The sequence below is a fragment of the Streptomyces sp. NBC_00016 genome (assembly GCF_045040885.1).
GTDB lineage: Bacteria > Actinomycetota > Actinomycetes > Streptomycetales > Streptomycetaceae > Streptomyces > Streptomyces coriariae.
In genome coordinates, this window is record NZ_CP108304.1 from 5,028,312 (window position 1) to 5,049,202 (window position 20,891).

Genomic DNA, 20,891 nt, shown 5'->3' on the forward strand with positions numbered 1-20,891 from the left:
ACATCGACCCGGCAGACAACGCGGGTTCACCCTGGATCGACTCACCCGCTCCTCATTGGCGGGCCATGTGCATGCGCATCTCGCTCTCGACGTCGACGATGAGGTCGCCGGACAGGTCGACGGTGACGCTGTGGAGGGTGCCGGTGAAGCGGAACGGCGCCCGGTAGTCGGGGGTGACGGCAGAGCCGGGGTTGGCGCCGCAGGCCATGCCGCCCGGATTGAACGTGACCGGAGTGGTGACCGGCATGTCGCTCTCGCCGACCAGGCGGCCGTCGATGTAGAGCTGGGCGCGGCCGGGCGCTCCCTTGCCATGGGCGATGTCCGGGGCTCCGGTGGGCTCGAACTCGAAGCGCAAGGTGTGCCGCCCCTCGGGCACGCTTTCGCCAGAGGCGACGTGGTGCAGGGCCCGCTGCACGTAGTTGTGGGCGTAGTGGAGGTGGCCGTCCTTGACGTAGAGGGACCAGCCGCCGGCGTTGGTGCCCTGGCTGATCAGGACGCCCTCCGCGCCGCCGGGCGGGATCTCGACGTCGGCGGTGACGCTGTGCGGGCGGTTGAGGACCCGGGGCGCGACAGCGGCGGGGAGCGCCTGGGTGCCGGGGCGCAGGGTGTAGCTGGTCCGGTTCTCGGTGATCTGCGGGCGCTCGGTCATCAGGCGCTGGAAGGCGCTGCCGTCGATCGGCATCACGTTGTACTTGCCGGCTTCCGTGTACCACAGGGCGATCATCTCGATGAGTTTGCTGCGGTGCTCCTGGGCGAGGTTCTGGGTTTCGGCGATGTCCTGGTCGACGTGGTAGAGCTCCCAGTGGTGGGCGTCGAGGTCGTCGAGGTCCGCCACGGTGATCGGGGTGCCGAAAGGCCGCCCGGCCTCGGTGAAGGAGGGGCCGGGCCAGGGGCAGACCGCCCGCCATCCGTCGTGGTCGATCGCCCGGTGCCCGAACATCTCGTAGTACTGGGTGCGGTGGCGGCTCGTCGCCGAGGCGTCGTCGAAGGTGTGCGCGAAGCTGACCCCGTGCAGGGGCGACTGGGTGACACCCCGGATGGCCGCGGGCGCCTCGATGCCGAGCACGTCCAGGACGGTGGGCACCATGTCGATGATGTGCGCGAACTGGTCGCGGACCTCACCGCGGGCTCGGATACCGGCCGGCCAGTGGACGAGGAAGGGGTCGCTTACGCCACCGCGGTAGGTCTCCCGCTTCCACCGCCGGAACGGGGTGTTGCCCGCCCACGTCCATCCCCACGGGTAGTGGTTGAACGTGGCCGGGCCGCCGATCTCGTCGATCCGCGCCAGGCTCTCCTCCAGCGTCTCGGGCGCGTTGTTGAAGGCCTGCAACTCGTTGGTGGTACCGGTGACGCCGCCCTCGGGGCTCGCACCGTTGTCGGAGACCACCATGATCAGCGTGTTGTCGAACTCGCCGGTCTCCTTCAGGAAATCCAGCAGCCGCCCGAGGTGGTGGTCGGTGTGGGAGAGGAACCCCGCATAGACCTCCATCATCCGCGTGGCCAAGCGCCGCGCGGAGGGCGTGAGCGAATCCCACGCGGGCACATCCGGATCGTGCGGGGACAGCCGCGCGTCCGCGGGCACCACGCCGAGCTCCTTCTGCCGGGCGAAGGTGCGCTCGCGGTAGGCGTCCCAGCCGTCGTCGAACCGGCCCCGGTAGCGGTCCGCCCACTCCTTGGGCACATGGTGCGGAGCGTGCGCCGCACCCGTGCACAGGTTCAGGAAGAACGGCTTGTCCGGGGCGACCTGCTTGGCGTCGGCAATGAACGACATCGCCCGCTCGACCAGGTCCTCCGTCAGGTGGTAGCCCTCCTCCGGCGTAGCCGGCGGCTCGACCTGGTGGTTGTCGTACACCAGATCCGGATACCACTGGCTCGTGTCCCCGCCCAGGAACCCGTAGAACCGCTCGAAACCCCGCCCCAGCGGCCACCGGCCGTACGGGCCCGCCGCCGACTCCTGCTCCGATTGCGTCAGGTGCCACTTGCCGACCATGTACGTGTTGTAGCCGTGCTCCAGCAGCATTTCCGACAGGAACCCGTTCTCGAACGGGATCTGCCCGTCGTAGCCCGGATAGCCGGTGGCCAGCTCCGTGATCGCCGCCATGCCGTTGGCGTGGTGGTTGCGGCCCGTGATGATGCAGGAGCGCGACGGCGAGCACAGCGAGGTGGTGTGCATGTTGCTGTACAGCAGCCCGCCCCCGGCAAGCGCGTCCAGATTCGGCGTCTCGATCGGACTGCCGTAGCAGCCGAACTGCCCGAACCCCGTGTCGTCGAACACGATGAACAGCACGTTCGGCGCACCCGCCACCGCCCGCACCGGCTGCGGCCACGCCGGACTCGACTCATCGGTCGTCCGCCCGATCACTCCCGGGAACCGCTGCCCCGGTCTGTACTCACTCAACGACGACTGGGTCATCTGTCTCCGTCCACACCAGGAACACAAGCGCCGGTGACGTTTGTGCGGCCCGCTATGACGACAGATCCTGTCGCCGACACGGGATCCCGATCGGATGGCCGATGGCAGGATGCCCCGTCATCGGCCATCCGATCGGCGTGCGATTCGCCGGCCGTCGGCCGGGATGGAGCCGCCGAACACTTCCAAGCTAGGCCGCTTGCATCACCACGGCGACCGGGGGCCGTTGTCTCCCGTTCGCCACGAGCGGGCGCAGACCCCGCGAGGTCGGTGGATCTCGACTACGAAGCCGCCGTCCTCTCGCCTACGGGGCAACGTGGGACGACGCCAACGAGAAGCTCGACAAGCTCCAGGGCCAGGAGCGCAACGGCGTCCCGGTGCCGTCCCGCTCCTGGTCACTGGGCGAGTGGCTGAACTACTGGCTTGAGCACATCGTGGAGCCGGAAGGTAGACGCGGCCACCCGCTTCGAGGTGCTCCGCGTCCTCCGCAACGCGCTCAACCGACCGTCCGTGAGGAGCTGCTGACGCGCGACGTCGCCCTCCTGGTCGACATGCCCAAGGTCTCCAAGGACAAGGGCACGGCGTGGAACGCACGCCAGGCGATCGCCTTCCTTCGCTCCGTCCGGGCTCACCGCCTCTACGCGGCCTGCGTCCTGGTCCTGGTGCTCGGTCTCCGCCGGAGTGAGGTCTTGGGCCTCCGCTGGCAGGACATCGACTTCGAGGCCGGCCGGTTCACCCCGGTGAAGCAGGTACAGAGGGAGAAGGGCGTCGGCCTGGGCCTCAAGGACCTCAAGACGGAGTCCTCACAGGCGGTGCTCCCTCTGCCCGAGTTCTGCGCTCGCGTCCTCGAAGAGCGGCGTGAGCTCCAGGAGCTGGAACGGAAGATCGCCGGTGCCCACTGGGCCCAGCAGGACGGCCACGATCTGATCTTCTCCTCGGAGCACGGCGGCATGATCGACCCGACGGGATTCTCCCGGACCTTCGATCGTCTCGTGAAGCGGGCCAGAGTCCGGCGATGCTCGCAGAGCTGCTCGAAGACCCGCTCATCGGCTGACCCCTGCCGTTCGCCCTCATTGTGTCAACCATGGATGTCAAAAGACCCCCGGACCGACGGTCCGGGGGTCTTCTGGCTGGTGGGGCTAACAGGATTTGAACCTGTGGCCTCATCCTTATCAGGGATGCGCTCTAACCAACTGAGCTATAGCCCCGCCGCGCTCTGCGGTGTGTGTCCCGCGCGCTGACTCCTGAAGATTAGCGCACGACGTGGGCAGTCCCAAAATCGATAGTCGCGGGCCGCCCAGCAGGGTTTGAAACCGCTACGACGGCAGAGGTCACTCGTCCTCGGCCAGCGTCAGCTCGACGCCGCCGACGAAGCCCGCGGACAGGTTGTAGATGAACGCGCCGAGCGTCGCGAGCGCCGTCGCGAGGACGACGTCGATGACCGCGATGATCGACGTGAACATCAGGACGTGGGACAGCGACAGGAACGACTGCAGGTCGAAGCCGTTCGACTCGTTCGAGCCGGTCGCCTCCGAGACCGTGCTGCCGACCGTCGAGAAGACCCCCATCGCGTCCATGACCATCCACAGGACGGCGGCCGCGACGATCGTGCAGATGCCCAGGGCGATGGAGAGCAGGAAGCTGACCTTCATCACCGACCAGGGGTCGGCCTTCGACACCCGCAGCCGCGCCTTGCGCACCCGGGGCGTGGTGCGGGCGCCGGTCCGCGGACGCCGTACGGCGCCGGTCGCGGCCGGCGCCTCGGGCGCCTGGGTCGGGTAGGCCTGCGGCGGGTGGTAGGGCCCGGCGGGCTGCTGCGGCGGCTGCCGGTCACCGGGAAGCGGCGATGCCTCCTGCTTGGCCTGCGTGCCTCTGGTGTCCGTCACGGTTCCCCCCTGGGATCCCTTCGATCCTTGCGTGTCGGTCGAGGGTGAGGGCGAGTCGGCCGCAGGGGGCTTGATGGCCTTCAACTGGGTCGTGTGGGTGTCCGCCGCACGCCCCTCGGCACCCCCCGCGCCCCGCGCGTCGGTCGTACGCGCGTCCCCCGCCGGCGCGGCGGAGCCACGGCCGCCGCCGTTCTTTCCCGTACCGGCAGACGTACCGGCGCCCGTGGCTCCGCTCACGATGACTCTCTCCTCGTGCTACTCGGACGAGGGCGACTCACCCTCGTCCGTGCCGGCGGTCGTGGCTGCCTCGACGGTGTCGTCCACGGCGACCTCGCCGTCGACCTCCTCCGCCTCGCGCCCCGCCTCGGCGTTACGTGCGATACCGACGACGGCATCGCGCTTGCCCAGGTTGATCAGTTGGACGCCCATGGTGTCACGGCCCGTCTCCCTGACCTCATTGACTCGCGTACGAATCACACCGCCGGACAGCGTGATGGCGAGGATCTCGTCGGTCTCCTCGACCACCAGCGCGCCGACGAGCGAACCACGGTCCTCGACGATCTTGGCAGCCTTGATACCCAGGCCGCCGCGACCCTGGACGCGGTACTCGTCGACGGCGGTCCGCTTCGCGTACCCACCGTCTGTGGCAGTGAACACGAACGTACCGGGTCGAACAACATTCATCGAGAGCAGCTGGTCTCCCTCACGGAAGCTCATGCCCTTGACACCCGAGGTGGCACGGCCCATGGGCCGCAGGGATTCGTCCGTGGCGGTGAACCGGATCGATTGCGCCTTCTTGCTGATCAGAAGCAGATCGTCGTCGGCCGAGACGAGTTCGGCTCCGATCAGTTCGTCGTCGGAACCGTCCTCCGTCTCACGGAGGTTGATCGCGATGACACCACCGGCACGCGGCGAATCGTAATCCTTCAGAGGCGTCTTCTTGACCAGACCGCCCTTGGTGGCCAGGACCAGGTAGGGCGCCGCCTCGTAGTCGCGGATCGCGAGGATCTCGGCGATCGCCTCGTCCGGCTGGAAGGCCAGCAGGTTCGCGACGTGCTGTCCCCGCGCGTCACGACCGGCGTCGGGCAGCTCGTACGCCTTCGCCCGGTACACCCGGCCCTTGTTGGTGAAGAACAGCAGCCAGTGGTGCGTGGTGGAGACGAAGAAGTGGTCGACGATGTCGTCTTCCTTGAGCTTCGCCCCGCGCACGCCCTTGCCGCCGCGCTTCTGGGAGCGATAGTCGTCCGTCTTCGTGCGCTTGACGTAGCCACCGCGCGAGATGGTGACGACGATGTCCTCCTCGGCGATCAGGTCCTCGATGGACATGTCACCGTCGTAGGGCACCAGCATCGTCTTGCGGTCGTCGCCGTACTTCTCGACGATCGCGGCCAGTTCCTCGCTCACGATGCCGCGCTGGCGGACCGGCGAGGCCAGGATCGCGTTGTACTCGGTGATCTTCGCCTGGAGTTCGTCGTGCTCCTGGATGATCTTCTGGCGCTCCAGGGCGGCCAGTCGGCGCAGCTGCATCTCGAGGATGGCGTTGGCCTGGATCTCGTCGATCTCCAGCAGCGCCATCAGGCCCGTGCGCGCGATGTCGACGGTGTCGCTGCGCCGGATCAGCGCGATGACCTCGTCGATGGCGTCCAGGGCCTTCAGCAGGCCGCGCAGGATGTGCGCCCGCTCCTCCGCCTTGCGCAGCCGGAAGCGCGTACGGCGGACGATGACCTCGATCTGGTGCGCCACCCAGTGGCGGATGAACGCGTCCAGCGAGAGCGTGCGCGGCACACCGTCGACCAGGGCCAGCATGTTGGCGCCGAAGTTCGACTGGAGGTCCGTGTGCTTGTACAGGTTGTTGAGGACGACCTTGGCGACCGCGTCCCGCTTCAGGACGATGACCAGGCGCTGGCCCGTACGGGACGACGTCTCGTCACGGACGTCCGCGATGCCGCCGACCTTGCCGTCCTTCACCAGGTCGGCGATCTTCTGCGCGAGGTTGTCGGGGTTGGTCTGGTACGGCAGCTCCGTGACCACCAGGCACTGGCGGTTCTGGATCTCCTCGACCTCGACGACCGCGCGCATCGTGATGGAGCCACGGCCCGTGCGGTACGCCTCCTCGATGCCCTTGCGGCCGACGACGAGCGCGCCGGTCGGGAAGTCGGGGCCCTTGATGCGCTCGATGAGGGCGTCGAGGAGCTCCTCGTGCGAGGCCTCCGGGTTCTCCAGGTACCACTGGGCGCCGGACGCGACCTCGCGCAGGTTGTGCGGCGGGATGTTGGTCGCCATGCCGACCGCGATACCGGCCGAACCGTTGATCAGCAGGTTCGGGAAACGGGCCGGCAGGACGGTCGGCTCCTGGGAGCGGCCGTCGTAGTTGTCCGTGAAGTCGACGGTCTCCTCGTCGATGTCGCGGACCATCTCCATGGACAGCGGCATCATCTTGCACTCGGTGTACCGCATGGCGGCCGCCGGGTCGTTGCCGGGAGAGCCGAAGTTGCCGTTGGAGTCCACCAGCGGCATCCGCATCGACCACGGCTGCGCGAGGCGCACCAGCGCGTCGTAGATCGAGGAGTCGCCGTGCGGGTGGTAGTTGCCCATGACGTCGCCGACGACGCGGGCGCACTTGTAGAAGCCCTTCTCGGGCCGGTAGCCGCCGTCGTACATGGCGTACAGGACGCGGCGGTGGACGGGCTTGAGGCCGTCCCGGACGTCCGGCAGCGCGCGGGAGACGATGACGGACATCGCGTAGTCGAGGTACGAGCGCTGCATTTCCGTCTCGAGCCCGACGGGCTCGATGCGCATCACGACGTCGCCGCCCTCTTCAGGGGTGACGGGAGTGTTCTCGTCGGTCATTGCTGGTGAGAATCCTTTCTGGTGCGGTCAGCTGAGACCGACTCAGATGTCGAGGAACCGGACGTCCTTGGCGTTGCGCTGGATGAACGCGCGACGCGCTTCGACGTCCTCGCCCATCAGGACCGAGAACAGGTCGTCGGCCTGGGCGGCGTCGTCGAGGGTGACCTGGCCGAGGACGCGGTGCTCCTGGTCCATGGTCGTGATGCGCAGCTCCTCGGCGTTCATCTCACCGAGGCCCTTGAAGCGCTGGATCGAGTCCTCGCGCACGCGCTTGCCGCGCTGGCGGCCCATCTCGAGCAGCGCGTCGCGCTCCCGGTCGGAGTACGCGTACTCGATGTCCTCCCGGCCCCACTTGATCTTGTACAGCGGGGGGCGGGAGAGGAACACGTGCCCGGCCTCGACCAGCGGCCGCATGAAGCGGAACAGGAAGGTCAGCAGCAGGGTGTTGATGTGCTGGCCGTCGACGTCGGCGTCCGCCATCAGGATGATCTTGTGATAGCGGAGCTTGGAGATGTCGAAGTCCTCGTGCACACCGGTGCCGAAGGCGGAGATCAGCGCCTGGATCTCCTGGTTCTGGAGGATCTTGTCGATCCGCGCCTTCTCGACGTTGAGGATCTTGCCCCGGATCGGGAGGATCGCCTGGTACTGCGGGTTGCGGCCGGACTTGGCCGAACCGCCGGCGGAGTCACCCTCGACGATGAAGATCTCGCACTTGATGGGGTCGTTCGACTGGCAGTCGGAGAGCTTGCCCGGCAGGGACGCCGACTCCAGCAGACCCTTGCGGCGGGTCAGGTCGCGGGCCTTGCGCGCCGCCACGCGCGCGGTGGCCGCCTGGATGCCCTTGCGGACGATGTCCGCCGCCTCCACCGGGTTGCGGTCCAGCCAGTCGTTGAGGTGCTCGTAGACCGCCTTCTGGACGAAGGTCTTCGCCTCCGTGTTGCCCAGCTTGGTCTTCGTCTGGCCCTCGAACTGGGGCTCGCTCAGCTTGACCGAGATGATCGCCGTCAGACCCTCGCGGATGTCGTCACCCGTGAGGTTGTCGTCCTTCTCGCGCAGCAGCTTCTTGTCCCGCGCGTACTTGTTGACCAGGTTCGTCAGCGCCGAGCGGAAGCCCTCCTCGTGGGTGCCGCCCTCATGCGTGTGGATGATGTTGGCGAAGGAGTACACGCCCTCGCTGTAACCGCTGTTCCACTGCATGGCGACTTCGAGGGAGAGGCTCTTCTCCTTGTCCTCCGCCTCGAGGTCGATCACCGTCGGGTGCACCACGTCGCCCTTGCGGGAGTTGAGGTACTTCACGAAGTCGACGATGCCGCCCTCGTAGTGGTACGTGACGGTCTTGACCTCGTCCTTCTCGTCCGCACCCGCCTCGTCCGCACCGGCGGTGGCCTTCGCCGACTCGCGCTCGTCGGTGAGCTTGATGGTCAGACCCTTGTTGAGGAACGCCATCTCCTGGAAACGCCGCGAGAGCGTCTCGAAGGAGTACTCCGTGGTCTCGAAGATGTCGGCGTCGGCCCAGAAGGTGACCGAGGTGCCCGTCTCGTCCGTGGCCTCGTGCTTGACGAGCGGGGCCGTCGGGACGCCCATCTTGTAGTCCTGCGTGTGGCGGTGGCCGTCGGTCCTGACCTCGACCGCGACCTTGCTCGACAGGGCGTTCACGACCGATACGCCGACGCCGTGCAGACCACCGGAGACCGCGTAGCCGCCGCCGCCGAACTTGCCGCCCGCGTGCAGCACGGTCAGCACGACCTCGAGGGCGGGCTTGCCCTCGGACGCGACGATGCCCACCGGGATACCGCGGCCGTTGTCGATGACCCGGACACCGCCGTCGGCCAGGATCGTCACGTCGATGGTGTCCGCGTGGCCGGCCAGCGCCTCGTCGACCGAGTTGTCGACGACCTCGTACACGAGGTGGTGCAGACCGCGCTCGCCGGTCGAGCCGATGTACATACCGGGTCGCTTACGGACCGCGTCCAGACCCTCGAGGACGGTAATGGCGCTGGCGTCGTACGAGGCGGTGACCTCGCTGGTCGAGGCGGCTGCCCCGCCGCTCGCGCCGGCGTCGGTGGACGGGATGTTCTCGTTGGGGTTGCCGGAATCGGCCACGAAGCGCCCTTTCTGGCACAGCACCAGCCAGGCTCGTCGGCAGGTTGCCGGAGCGGCTGCGGCATGTTGCGTTGGTAAGCCTTGATCAGCGTTGCTCAGGTTCTCCCGGGCGGTCCCCACGTTCGGGGCGGGATTGGCTTCCAGTCTACCGGTAGCACTGACACTGATGGGGGTTTGCCGGTACCTGAGTCCGCATGTGCCGCCCTCAACCGGTCTCTTCCGGGTCCCGATATACGGAAGGGGGCTCCAAGAGGCTCACGGAGGCACTCAGCGCTTCCGGGTGTCAACCCTTGGCTACTTGGGAGTCACGTCCGGATTCGCACCCGCACGCAGGCACACGCGACAAAGGCCGGGCGGTTCCCGCAGGACCCTCCCGGCCTTGAAAAGCGTGACGCACGTCACCCGTAGGTATCGCCGGGACCGGTGCTCCCAGGGGCCCTGAGGGGGCCGTAGCGGCGTGCGGGGCCGTTGGGACCGAGCACCTTGATCTGCCGCACCGTCCCGTGGCCCAGATCCTCGTTGAGGCGCGCGACCAGAGTCGGCGCGAGCAGCCGCAGGTTCGTCGCCCAGGCCGTGGAGTCACAGCGCACGATCAGCGCCCGCTCGTCCTCGTCGTACTTCTCCGGCACGCAGTGCTTGGCCACGTCCTCGCCGACGATCTGCGGCCACCGGCCCATCACACCGCCCACCGCCGCCGGCGCCTCCCACCCGCGCTCGTTGAGCAGCCGGTTGATCGCCGCGCCCAGCGCCATGGGATCGCGGCCGTCCGCGCGCGCGCCGGAGCGCAGGCCGCCGCCGCGCCGTGCCTGCTTCTTCTGCTGAGCCGCGTCCCCACGCGCGCGTGCCTGCTCGCGGGCCGCCCTGAGCGCCACCCGCGCGAGGTCGACGCCGGACGGCTCGGGGGCCCGCTTCGGGGGCTCGTCGGCGGTCATACGCGCTCCACCGTCCCCTCGGCCACGGCGTACCTGGCCCCCGCGAGCACATGCGGCACGTCGTCGTCGACCGCCGCCGTCACCAGCACCTGCTCACCGGGCGCCACCAGCTCGGCCAGCCGTTCCCGCCGACGGGCGTCCAGCTCGGCGAAGACGTCGTCCAGAACCAGCACCGGCTCATTGCCCTCGGCCCGCAGCAGGTCGTACGAGGCCAGCCGCAGCGCCAGCGCGTACGACCAGGACTCGCCGTGGGAGGCGTACCCCTTGGCGGGCAGCTGGCCGAGCTTGAGGATCACGTCGTCCCGATGCGGGCCCACCAGGGTCACGCCCCGCTCGATCTCCTGCTTGCGGACGTCCGCGAGCGCGGCCATCAGCTGCCCGTAGAGGTCCTCACGCGTGTGTGCCTCACCGGGCGCGGACGGCTTGTACTCCAGGGCCACCGGACCGCCGCCGGGCGCCAGCTGCTCGTACGCCTTGTCGGCGAGCGGCTGGATCGCGGCGACCAGGTCGAGGCGCTGGGCGAGCAACTCGGCGCCCACGCGCGCGAGGTGCTGGTCCCACACGTCGAGGGTCGACAGGTCCATGGAGCGGCCGCCGTGCCGTCGCGCGAGCGCGGCCGACTTGAGGAGCGTGTTGCGCTGCTTGAGGACCCGCTCGTAGTCCGAGCGCACGCCCGCCATCCGCGGGGAGCGCGCGGTGATCAGCTCGTCGAGGAAACGGCGCCGTTCACCGGGATCGCCCTTGATCAGCGCCAGATCCTCGGGCGCGAACAGCACGGTCCGTACGATGCCCAGCACATCACGGGGTCTGACCTGCGAGGACCGGTTGATGCGGGCACGGTTGGCCTTGCCCGGGTTCAGCTCCAGCTCGACCAGCTGCTGCCGCTCGCCCTGCCTGATCTGCGCCCGGATGATCGCGCGGTCGGCGCCCATGCGCACCAGGGGCGCGTCCGAGGCGACCCGGTGGCTGCCGAGGGTGGCGAGGTAGCCGACGGCCTCGACGAGGTTCGTCTTGCCCTGCCCGTTGGGGCCCACGAACGAGGTGACGCCCGGGTCGAGCGGAACCTCGACCCGGGCGTACGAGCGGAAGTCGGCCAGCGACAGATGCGTGACGTGCATGGTCGTTCGCCGACCTCCCCCAGGGTTGTGGATCGCGGAGCGACCCTGTGGACTACTTCTTCTCGACCGCGTGGCCGCCGAACTGGTTGCGCAGCGCCGCGATCATCTTCATCTGCGGCGAGTCCTCCTGGCGGGAGGCGAACCGCGCGAACAGCGAGGCCGTGATGGCCGGCAGCGGCACGGCGTTGTCGATCGCGGCCTCGACCGTCCAGCGGCCCTCGCCGGAGTCCTGCGCGAAGCCACGCAGCCTGTCGAGGTGCTCGTCCTCGTCCAGGGCGTTGACGGCCAGGTCGAGCAGCCAGGACCGGATGACCGTGCCCTCCTGCCAGGAGCGGAAGACCTCGCGCACGTCGGTGACCGAGTCGACCTTCTCCAGCAGCTCCCAGCCCTCGGCGTAGGCCTGCATCATGGCGTACTCGATGCCGTTGTGGACCATCTTCGCGAAGTGGCCGGCGCCGACCTTGCCGGCGTGCACCGCGCCGAAGTCGCCCTCGGGCTTGAGCGCGTCGAAGACGGGCTGCACCTTGGCCACGTGCTCGGCGTCGCCGCCGTACATCAGCGCGTAGCCGTTCTCCAGGCCCCAGACACCGCCGGAGACGCCGCAGTCGACGAAGCCGATGCCCTTGGCGGCCAGTTCCCCGGCGTGCTTCTCGTCGTCCGTCCAGCGGGAGTTGCCGCCGTCCACGACGACGTCGCCCGGCTCCAGCAGCTCGGCGAGCTCGTCGACGGTCGACTGGGTGGCGGCGCCTGCCGGGACCATCACCCAGACCACGCGCGGGCCCTCGAGCTTGCCCACAAGCTCTTCGAGGCTGTGGACATCGGCGAGGTCCGGGTTGCGGTCGTATCCGACGACGGTGTGGCCGGCGCGGCGGATCCGCTCGCGCATGTTGCCGCCCATCTTGCCGAGGCCGACGAGACCGAGCTCCATCAGTTGTTCCTTAAGTCGCTGTGTGGCGTGTGGGGCACCTTCGTACCCATGTCCGAGCCTAAACCCGGACGGTCACGCACACCTGTGGGCATACGCGCTCAGACGTACGACCCCACCTGGGGATTCACCGGTGGCTTCTCCCCAGGGACCGCCCCGGTCGTCCACCGCCTGTGGACGACCGGTCGGATCACGGCACGAGCGTCAGCCGCTGAGACGCACCGGCATGATCAGGTACTTGTAGGCCTCGTCCGCCTCCGCGTCCAGCGCCGGCTTGCCGCTGAGCAGCGCGGGCTTCGTGGACGTCGTGAAGGACAGCTGGGCGACCGGGGAGTCGATCGCGCTCAGGCCGTCCAGCAGGAAGGTCGGGTTGAAGGCGATCGAGATGTCGTCGCCCTCGAGCTGGGCGTCGACCCGCTCCACAGCCTGTGCGTCGTCACTGGAGCCGGCCTCCAGGATGAGCACGCCCTGCTCGAAGCTGAGCCGCACCGGGGTGTTGCGCTCGGCGACCAGGGCCACACGCTTGACGGCCTCCACGAAGGGGGCGGTCTCGATCACGGCGACGGAGTTGAACTCGGTCGGGAACAGCGTGCGGTACTTCGGGAGGTCGCCCTCCAGGAGGCGGGTCGTCGTACGCCGTCCCGCGCCCTCGAAACCGATCAGGCCCTCGCCCGCGCCGGATCCGGAGAGCGCCAGGATGACGCTGTCGCCGCTCGTGAGCGCCTTGGCGGTGTCCAGGAGCGTCTTGGCGGGCACCAGGGCGACCGCGGAGGCCTCCGGGTTCTCCGGCTTCCACAGGAACTCGCGGACCGCGAAGCGGTAGCGGTCGGTGGAGGCCAGCGTGACCGTGTCGCCCTCGATCTCGATGCGCACACCGGTGAGGACCGGCAGCGTGTCGTCACGGCCGGCGGCGATGGCCACCTGAGCGGCCGCGGAGGCGAAGACCTCGCCGGGGACCGTGCCCGTCGCGTTCGGCATCTGCGGCAGGGACGGGTACTCCTCCACAGGCAGTGTGTGGAGGGTGAAGCGCGAGGAACCGCAGACCACCGTCGCCCGTACACCGTCTGTGGAGATCTCCACCGGACGGTTGGGCAGGGCGCGGCAGATGTCCGCGAGCAGACGGCCGGAGACGAGGACCGTGCCCTCCTCCTCGACCTCGGTGTCCACGGAGACCCGCGCGGAGACCTCGTAGTCGAAGCTGGACAGGCTCAGCTGGCCGTTCTCCGCCTTCAGCAGCAGGCCGGCGAGGACAGGCGCCGGCGGACGGGCCGGGAGGCTTCGTGCCGCCCAGGCCACGGCCTCCGCGAGTACGTCGCGTTCCACCCGGATCTTCACTCTTGCCGCCTCCTGCTGTTGCCGGCGCTTCTCGCCCTGCCTGGCCTTCGTCGTCTGTCTCGGTGTGGTCGGCCCCGGCGAGGGGCAGGACCAACGGGGACCAGTCTGACGCACCGCACTGACAGTCGGTGCCCCTCGGGGTCAAGTCGTGACGAGGGGCAGCCGGGCACCGAGGAGCGAGTTGTGCACAGGACCCCCTTCTAAACGGATTTCTCGCTCTCTCTAGTTGGGAGTAGTAGTAGGGGCTGTGGAAACGGTGGATAACCCTGTTTTCGCAGCTCAGAGGCGGAATTTTATCCACCGGGCCTGTGGGCGGAGGCGGTGGACAACCGGGGCCTTCTGTGGAGAACAGAAAGTTCTGCACACGCCGTGCACAGGCTGAGGCGAGTTCTCCCCAGCGGCGTCCCCAGGTTTACCCACCTTTCCCACAGGGCAACCCGGCACCTTCGTGTGACGCCTTTCACTCGCCCCGGTGAGGAGGCGCGTCGTGTTGCCGAACAGTGGACAGACATGTGGAGAAGCCCGAGATCGCTGGGGACAACGGCCCTCAGCCTGTGGGTTGTCGGTGGACAACTCCGTGCACAGCCTGTGGATCATTTCTTTGTCCACAGCCTGTGGAGATCCTTCGTCCACGAATCCACAGCCAGGTGACCTGGTCCGATGGTCCCGCACCGGCGGCGCCTGTGGACACAGTCTGGACAACTTCCCAGTCCCCAGGGTGTGGACGGGAAAAAGTCACCGAATCTGTGGAGAGTGGCCGTAACCCGGCCGTTAATCGAACAACGGGTGAGCGGTGGACGACCGTTGGCGGGCGAGGTCCGGCCCGCGTTCGGTGCCGTTTCGGCTCGGGACCGGCCTCGGATCGGCCTCGGATCGGCTCGGGGCCGGCTCGGAATCGGCTCGGGATCGGCCTCGGATCGGCTCGGGATCGGCCTCGGGACAGCCCGGAATCGGCCCCGGATCGGCCCCGCGGCCGCCCCGCGCCGGGCCCTGCGGCTGCCCCCGCGCGCCGGGCCCCCGCGTCAAGCCCTGGAGCGGTCGCCGGGCCAAGCCCGACAGCGGGCTCTGGATCAAGCTCGGGTTCGGCCGCTGTCGCCTCGCGTCCGCCTCGCTGCCGGGCCGCCCCGCGCCGGGCAGCCGCCCCGCCCCGCCCCGCGCCGGGCCCAGGAATGACGGAGGGCGCCCCCGGATCTCCCTCCGGGGGCGCCCTCAGCGACGTCTGTGAGGCGTTCTGCGGTGTCGTCAGCCGTTCTTGATGCGGTTGGTCAGCTCGGTCACCTGGTTGTAGATGGAGCGCCGCTCGGCCATCAGATTGCGGATCTTGCGGTCCGCGTGCATGACCGTCGTGTGGTCACGGCCGCCGAACAGCGCGCCGATCTTCGGCAGCGAAAGGTCCGTCAGCTCGCGGCACAGGTACATGGCGATCTGCCGGGCCGTCACCAGCGCGCGCCCGCGCGAGGTGCCGCACAGGTCCTCGACCGTCAGTCCGAAGTAGTCGGCGGTGGCGCCCATGATGGCCGTCGAGGTGATCTCGGGGGCGGAGTCCTCGCCACCGGGGATCAGGTCCTTCAGGACGATCTCCGTCAGGCCCAGGTCCACCGGCTGCCGGTTGAGCGAGGCGAACGCCGTCACCCGGATCAGCGCGCCCTCCAGCTCGCGGATGTTGCGCGAGATCCGGGACGCGATGAACTCGAGCACCTCCGGCGGCGCGTTCAGCTGCTCCTGGACCGCCTTCTTGCGGAGGATCGCGATCCGCGTCTCCAGCTCGGGCGGCTGCACATCGGTGATCAGGCCCCACTCGAAACGGTTCCGCAGCCGGTCCTCCAGCGTCACCAGCTGCTTCGGCGGCCGGTCGCTGGACAGCACGATCTGCTTGTTGGCGTTGTGGAGCGTGTTGAAGGTGTGGAAGAACTCTTCCTGCGTCGACTCCTTGTCCGCGAGGAACTGGATGTCGTCGACGAGCAGGATGTCCATCTCGCGGTACCGCTTGCGGAAGCTGTCGCCCTTGCCGTCGCGGATGGAGTTGATGAACTCGTTGGTGAACTCCTCGGAGCTCACGTAGCGCACGCGCGTGCCCGGGTAGAGGCTCCGCGCGTAGTGCCCGATGGCATGCAGCAGGTGCGTCTTGCCGAGGCCCGACTCCCCGTAGATGAACAGGGGGTTGTAGGCCTTCGCGGGCGCCTCGGCCACGGCGACCGCGGCCGCGTGCGCGAACCGGTTGGAGGCGCCGATGACGAAGGTGTCGAAGAGGTACTTCGGGTTCAGGCGCGCGGTCGGCTCACCGGGGCCGGGCGTCGGCGAGGACTGCTTGACCGACTGGCCGGGACCGCCGGCGCCGGGCTGTCCGGGACCCGCCGGGCCGCCGCGGTGCGGGTGACCGGGCCCGGCCGACGGGTCCGACAGCTCACGCCGGCCGGTGTCGCGCTGGTCGTAGTCGGAGCGCGACTGCTCGTACTCCGAGCGCTTCTGCCGGTACGGCGAGGGGTCGTACGGCGGTCGCTCCATCGACTGGGGACGGTAGTCCTGCGACGGCGGGCCGTAGGAGTCCTGCTGCGGCGGGGCGCCGTACGGGGCCTGGGACGCGGGTCCGCCGTACGTGTCCTGCGACGAGGGCGACGCGTAGGGGTCGCGCTCCGGGAAGCCGAGCCGCTGCTGCTGCCAGCTGTGCTCGTCCTGCTGCGGCCGCGGCCAGGCGCCGGGCTCCGGGCGCTGGTACTCCGACGGGTACGCGGGCCGCGCGGTGGGCATCTGGTCCGGGCGCGAGCCGGGCAGCTGGTCGCCGGGCGTCGGGGGCAGCTGCTCGGCGCGGTGCCGGCCGTAGCCCTCGTACTGGCTCTCGTGCGACTTGTCGTAGCCGTTGTCGTACCGGCCGTCCCCCTGACCTTCGTACCGGCCGTCCTGACCGTCGTAGGGGCCGGCCGGGAGCTCGGTCTCCTCGTAGCGCGACTGCTGCTGCGCGGAAGGTGCCGGCGGGGCCGGGGGTTCGCCGACGGAGTCGTCGACGGTGATCGCGATGCGGATCGGCCGCCCGCACTCGCGGCTCAGCGTCTCGCTGACGATCGGGGCGAGGCGGCCTTCGAGGACGCCCTTCGCGAACTCGTTCGGTACGGCGAGCAGGGCGGTGTCGGCGACCAGCGCCAGCGGCTGGCAGCGCCGGATCCAGTGTTCGTCCTTCACCTCGACACCCTGGCCGCGGCCCTCCCCGAGGAGCTGCTCCAGTACTCGTGGCCACACTGCGGCAAGATCGGCAGGCACGTCAGCCACAGGGCACGCTCTCTCGTGGGTCCCACGAACGTGTGGTTGTGGGACGGTCGGGATTCATATCGGGTGGGGCCAGGGACAAAGGAACGAATCGGAGTTCAGCCACGGTAGTCAGGGCGACGGCTACGGTTCAAGTTGTTGTCCCCAGCCTGTGGATAGTGTCCCCCGTGACCGCCGGTTTGACCGAATGGCGCAGCCGCGCGTACCGTAACCAGGTCGAGTTGTCGATGGCTGCTGCCGCCTGCCTCCGATGGGCACAGATCACGTCAGGTGATCGGGAAGCGGTGCACTCGGGCGTTTAACCGCGAGCTACCTCGTGGGCGCACGGTGACAGCCAGGACGGCACCCCGCCACCACCGATTGATTTCTGGAGCCCCCGAGTGAGCAAGCGCACCTTCCAGCCGAACAACCGTCGTCGCGCCAAGACCCACGGCTTCCGCCTGCGGATGCGCACCCGTGCCGGTCGCGCGATTCTCGCGAACCGCCGCAGCAAGGGTCGCACCAACCTGTCCGCCTGAGCCTGATCAGGTCATGACGTCGTGCTGCCTACCGAGCATCGGCTGAGGCGGCGCGAGGACTTCGCGACCGCTGTACGACGAGGTCGTCGGGCCGGCCGCCCGACCCTCGTGGTCCATCTTCGAAGCGGTGCCACGGACCCGCACGCGCCTGGGGAGAGCGCTCCCCCGACGCGTGCGGGTTTCGTCGTGAGCAAGGCCGTGGGCGGCGCGGTCGTACGCAACAAGGTGAAGCGCAGACTGCGTCATCTGATGCGCGACCGAGTCACCCTGTTCCCCCCCGGTAGCCTGGTAGTCGTACGGGCGTTGCCCGGGGCGGGCGACGCCGACCACGCACAGCTGGCCCAAGACCTGGATGCCGCCCTTCAACGGCTACTGGGAGGGGGCGCGCGATGAAGTACCCGCTGCTGGCTCTGATCAAGCTCTACCAGTGGACGATCAGTCCGCTGCTCGGGCCGGTGTGCAAGTACTACCCGTCGTGCTCCCACTACGGCTTCACGGCCATCGACCGGCACGGCGCGATCAAGGGAACGGCACTTACCGCCTGGCGGATCCTGCGGTGCAATCCGTGGTCGCTCGGTGGCGTGGACCATGTTCCGCCGCGCAAGCGCCCGCGGTGGCACGAAATGTTGCGTGACGCCTGGCGTGCACGCAGGGGCGGGACCTCCGCCGCCGAAACGGCCACCGAAGAGGGACTTCCTTCTCCTTCGAGCCCGGCCGCAGAGACACCGTCCCATGCCCAAGGAGCATGATTAGTGGACACGATTGCCAGCCTCTTCAGCTTCATCACGACACCTGTCTCCTGGGTCATCGTCCAGTTCCACAAGGTGTACGGGGCCATCTTCGGCCCTGACACCGGGTGGGCCTGGGGCCTGTCGATCGTGTCCCTGGTGATTCTGATCCGTATCTGCCTGATCCCGCTCTTCGTGAAGCAGATCAAGGCGACGCGGGCGATGCAGACGCTGCAGCCCGAGATGAAGAAGATCCAGGAGCGCTACAAGAACGACAAACAGCGTCAGTCCGAAGAGATGATGAAGCTGTACAAGGAGACGGGCACCAACCCGCTCTCCTCGTGCCTTCCCATCCTGGCGCAGTCCCCGTTCTTCTTCGCCCTGTACCACGTGCTCAACGGCATCGCCAACGGCGACACCATCGGCGTGATCAACGACAGCCTTCTGGAGAGCGCGCAGAAGGCGCACATCTTCGGTGCTCCGTTGGCCGCGAAGTTCACGGACAGCGCGTCGGACCTGGTGTCGTTCGACGCCTCGCTGACCAACGTTCGCATCGTGACCGCGATCATGATCATCATGATGTCGGCGTCGCAGTTCTTCACGCAGCGCCAGCTGATGACGAAGAACGTCGACACCTCGGTGAAGACCCCGTTCATGCAGCAGCAGAAGATGCTGATGTACGTCTTCCCCGTCATGTTCGCCGTCTTCGGCATCAACTTCCCCGTCGGTGTGCTCGTCTACTGGCTGACCACCAACGTGTGGACCATGGGCCAGCAGATGTACGTGATCCGCAACAACCCGACCCCGGGTTCCAAGGCTCAGGCCGCGTACCTGGAGCGCCTGTACAAGCACGTCACGCACCACGGCAAGACCCGCAGCCGTGGCGAGCGGGCCATCGTCAAGGCCATCGTGGCCAAGGGCCGCGAGCGCAACGACGCCGAGCGCAAGTTCATCAACGGTCTGACCAAGGTGGGCTTCGCCGCCCAGGCCGACGGCACCGTGATCAAGAGCGAGTCCCAGGCCGCGGCCCAGGCCGAGGACGGCACACCGACGAGCGCGGCCGCCGCCAAGCGGCAGCAGCCCAAGCGGCAGTCCAAGTCGCAGCGCCAGTCCACGGCCGCGGCGAAGGGTGCCGACGAGACCATCTCCCTGAGCAAGTCCGACGAGCCGGAGGACGCCAAGCCCTCCGGAGCCGCCGGTACGGCCAAGCAGGCAGCTCCCAAGCCTGCCGGCAGCGGAGGCCGCAGCAAGGCCCAGTCCGGGCAGCGCAAGGGCGGCCCGCAGCGCCCCAAGTCCCCGTCCAAGAAGTAAGAAGGAGCCCATCCCGTGACGGAAGGCACCACCTCCGCCGCCGCCGAGGGTGCAGACACCCTGACCCGCCTGGAGCAAGAGGGCGAGATCGCGGCGGACTACCTCGAGGGTCTGCTGGACATCGCCGATCTCGACGGCGACATCGACATGGACGTCGAGGCCGACCGCGCCTCTGTGTCGATCATCAGCGACGCGGGCACCCGTGACCTGCTCAAGCTGGTCGGCCGGGACGGCGAGGTGTTGGAGGCGCTCCAGGAACTCACGCGCCTGGCCGTCCACCGGGAGACCGGCGACCGCAGTCGGCTGATGCTGGACATCGCGGGCTACCGCGCCCAGAAGCGTGCCGAGCTCTCCGAGCTGGGTGCCAAGGCCGCGGCCGACGCGAAGAACAGCGGTGAGCCGGTCAAGCTGAAGCCGATGACGCCCTTCGAGCGCAAGGTCGTCCACGACGCGGTCAAGGTCGCCGGCCTGCGCAGCGAGTCGGAGGGCGAGGAGCCGCAGCGCTTCGTCGTCGTCCTGCCCAACTGATTCGGTACGTACGTGTCTCCGGCCCCGTCTGTTGCGCAGACGGGGCCGAAACTTTGTCAGCCCGGTAGTTCTGGTGGTCGGCGCTCGCAGCGCTGATGCGGTACGGAAGGACGGTCCCCGTGACGGAGGCAGCGGAGCTCCCCCCTGCGCCTGAGGTGGCACGAGAGGTATTCGGCGATCGCTTCGGTGATGCGGTCCGATACGCCGAGCTCCTGGCCGAGGCAGGCGTGCAGCGTGGGCTCATCGGCCCACGAGAGGTACCCCGCCTCTGGGAGAGGCATATGTTGAACTGCGCGGTGCTCTCCGAGGTCGTGCCCGAGGGCGTGACCGTCTGCGACGTCGGTTCGGGTGCCGGACTGCCCGGCATTCCCCTGGCGCTCGTGCGGGAGGATCTGAAGATCACCCTGCTGGAGCCGCTCCTGCGACGGACCAACTTCCTCACCGAGGTCGTCGAGCTTCTCGGCCTGGACCATGTGACAGTCGCGCGTGGTCGTGCCGAGGAGGTCATGGGCACGATGCCGCCGGTGCATGTGGTGACCGCCCGTGCGGTGGCGCCGCTGGACCGCCTGGCCACCTGGGGCATCCCGCTGCTGCGCCCCTACGGCGAGATGCTCGCCCTCAAGGGCGACACCGCCGAGGAGGAGCTGAAGAGCGCGTCCACCGCGCTGAGCAAGCTCGGAGCCGTGGGCACCTCGATCCTGCATGTCGGTGAGGGCGTGGTGGACCCGCTGTCCACGGTGGTGCGGGTCGAGGTCGGGGAGAGCCCGGGCGGTGTGAGGTTCGCCGCCAAGCGGGCCAAGGCGGCCCGTACCAGCCGAACGCGCCGACGCCGCTGAGGCGTACTCCACACAAGCAGCCAAACCTACGCATCACGGAGTGTCGCGAGGGATCCGGCCGCCGAGGCTGTGCATCGTGTTTCACGTGAAACGTCGCTCCCTGCTCCACGGCATCATCAGCCGCGGCCGCGCCGCAGCCGAACCCCGCGA

15 protein-coding genes, 1 tRNA gene and 1 pseudogene are annotated in these 20,891 nt (G+C 68.6%); 7 read left to right on the forward strand and 10 right to left on the reverse strand.

Going from position 1 to position 20,891, the window contains the following annotated elements; genetic code table 11:
• Window positions 1-52 precede the first annotated feature (52 nt).
• Entirely contained in the window at window positions 53-2,398 is a 2,346-nt protein-coding gene (locus OG933_RS22280) for an arylsulfatase (RefSeq protein ID WP_405628601.1), read from the reverse strand.
• Between the two features lie 563 nt (window positions 2,399-2,961).
• On the opposite strand from OG933_RS22280, the pseudogene OG933_RS22285 reads away from it, so the two are divergent.
• A pseudogene (locus OG933_RS22285) lies at window positions 2,962-3,360 on the forward strand (tyrosine-type recombinase/integrase); the annotation flags it as partial.
• 181 nt (window positions 3,361-3,541) lie between these two features.
• On the opposite strand, the gene OG933_RS22290 reads toward OG933_RS22285, so the two are convergent.
• From OG933_RS22290 to dnaA, 9 genes are all read right to left on the reverse strand, one after another.
• Window positions 3,542-3,618 (reverse strand) — tRNA-Ile (locus OG933_RS22290).
• 123 nt (window positions 3,619-3,741) lie between these two features.
• The gene (locus OG933_RS22295) at window positions 3,742-4,533 is read right to left on the reverse strand and encodes a DUF3566 domain-containing protein (protein WP_362524413.1); all 792 of its coding nucleotides are present in this window, start codon (window positions 4,531-4,533) and stop codon (window positions 3,742-3,744) included.
• Between the two features lie 18 nt (window positions 4,534-4,551).
• Window positions 4,552-7,146: a DNA gyrase subunit A gene (gyrA, locus tag OG933_RS22300; protein ID WP_405628604.1), complete on the reverse strand. Its 2,595-nt coding sequence runs from the start codon at window positions 7,144-7,146 to the stop codon at window positions 4,552-4,554.
• A 42-nt stretch (window positions 7,147-7,188) separates the two neighbouring features.
• A complete protein-coding gene (gyrB, locus tag OG933_RS22305; protein ID WP_362524408.1) occupies window positions 7,189-9,273 on the reverse strand; it encodes a DNA topoisomerase (ATP-hydrolyzing) subunit B in 2,085 nt (694 codons plus the stop codon).
• 374 nt (window positions 9,274-9,647) lie between these two features.
• A complete protein-coding gene (locus tag OG933_RS22310) occupies window positions 9,648-10,181 on the reverse strand; it encodes a DUF721 domain-containing protein (RefSeq protein ID WP_142265161.1) in 534 nt (177 codons plus the stop codon).
• On the reverse strand, window positions 10,178-11,299 hold the full coding sequence (gene recF, locus OG933_RS22315; RefSeq protein WP_020130642.1) for a DNA replication/repair protein RecF: 1,122 nt from the start codon (window positions 11,297-11,299) through the stop codon (window positions 10,178-10,180). Before recF ends, OG933_RS22310 begins: the two co-directional genes overlap by 4 nt.
• A 52-nt stretch (window positions 11,300-11,351) precedes the next feature.
• Complete coding sequence (gnd, locus tag OG933_RS22320; RefSeq protein ID WP_054242112.1) at window positions 11,352-12,227, reverse strand: phosphogluconate dehydrogenase (NAD(+)-dependent, decarboxylating); 876 nt, start codon at window positions 12,225-12,227, stop codon at window positions 11,352-11,354.
• A 201-nt stretch (window positions 12,228-12,428) separates the two neighbouring features.
• Window positions 12,429-13,559 (reverse strand): DNA polymerase III subunit beta, encoded by a 1,131-nt coding sequence (dnaN, locus tag OG933_RS22325; RefSeq protein ID WP_355703713.1) that lies wholly within the window; start codon window positions 13,557-13,559, stop codon window positions 12,429-12,431.
• A 1,242-nt stretch (window positions 13,560-14,801) separates the two neighbouring features.
• Window positions 14,802-16,823 (reverse strand): chromosomal replication initiator protein DnaA, encoded by a 2,022-nt coding sequence (gene dnaA / locus OG933_RS22330; RefSeq protein WP_405628608.1) that lies wholly within the window; start codon window positions 16,821-16,823, stop codon window positions 14,802-14,804.
• A 377-nt stretch (window positions 16,824-17,200) separates the two neighbouring features.
• On the opposite strand from dnaA, the gene rpmH reads away from it, so the two are divergent.
• The 6 genes from rpmH (at window position 17,201) to rsmG (ending at window position 20,741) form a co-directional block, all read left to right on the forward strand.
• Window positions 17,201-17,338 (forward strand): 50S ribosomal protein L34, encoded by a 138-nt coding sequence (gene rpmH, locus OG933_RS22335; RefSeq protein WP_020130646.1) that lies wholly within the window; start codon window positions 17,201-17,203, stop codon window positions 17,336-17,338.
• A 21-nt stretch (window positions 17,339-17,359) separates the two neighbouring features.
• Complete coding sequence (rnpA, locus tag OG933_RS22340) at window positions 17,360-17,731, forward strand: ribonuclease P protein component (protein WP_078615780.1); 372 nt, start codon at window positions 17,360-17,362, stop codon at window positions 17,729-17,731.
• Complete coding sequence (gene yidD / locus OG933_RS22345; RefSeq protein ID WP_078615782.1) at window positions 17,728-18,087, forward strand: membrane protein insertion efficiency factor YidD; 360 nt, start codon at window positions 17,728-17,730, stop codon at window positions 18,085-18,087. Before rnpA ends, yidD begins: the two co-directional genes overlap by 4 nt.
• Window positions 18,088-18,090: 3 nt before the next feature.
• Window positions 18,091-19,377, forward strand: coding sequence for a membrane protein insertase YidC (gene yidC, locus OG933_RS22350; RefSeq protein WP_020130648.1), 1,287 nt, complete (start codon window positions 18,091-18,093; stop codon window positions 19,375-19,377).
• A 15-nt stretch (window positions 19,378-19,392) separates the two neighbouring features.
• Window positions 19,393-19,905, forward strand: coding sequence for a R3H domain-containing nucleic acid-binding protein (locus tag OG933_RS22355; RefSeq protein ID WP_020130649.1), 513 nt, complete (start codon window positions 19,393-19,395; stop codon window positions 19,903-19,905).
• Window positions 19,906-20,024: 119 nt separating this feature from the next.
• Complete coding sequence (rsmG, locus tag OG933_RS22360; RefSeq protein ID WP_028806977.1) at window positions 20,025-20,741, forward strand: 16S rRNA (guanine(527)-N(7))-methyltransferase RsmG; 717 nt, start codon at window positions 20,025-20,027, stop codon at window positions 20,739-20,741.
• Window positions 20,742-20,891 lie beyond the last annotated feature (150 nt).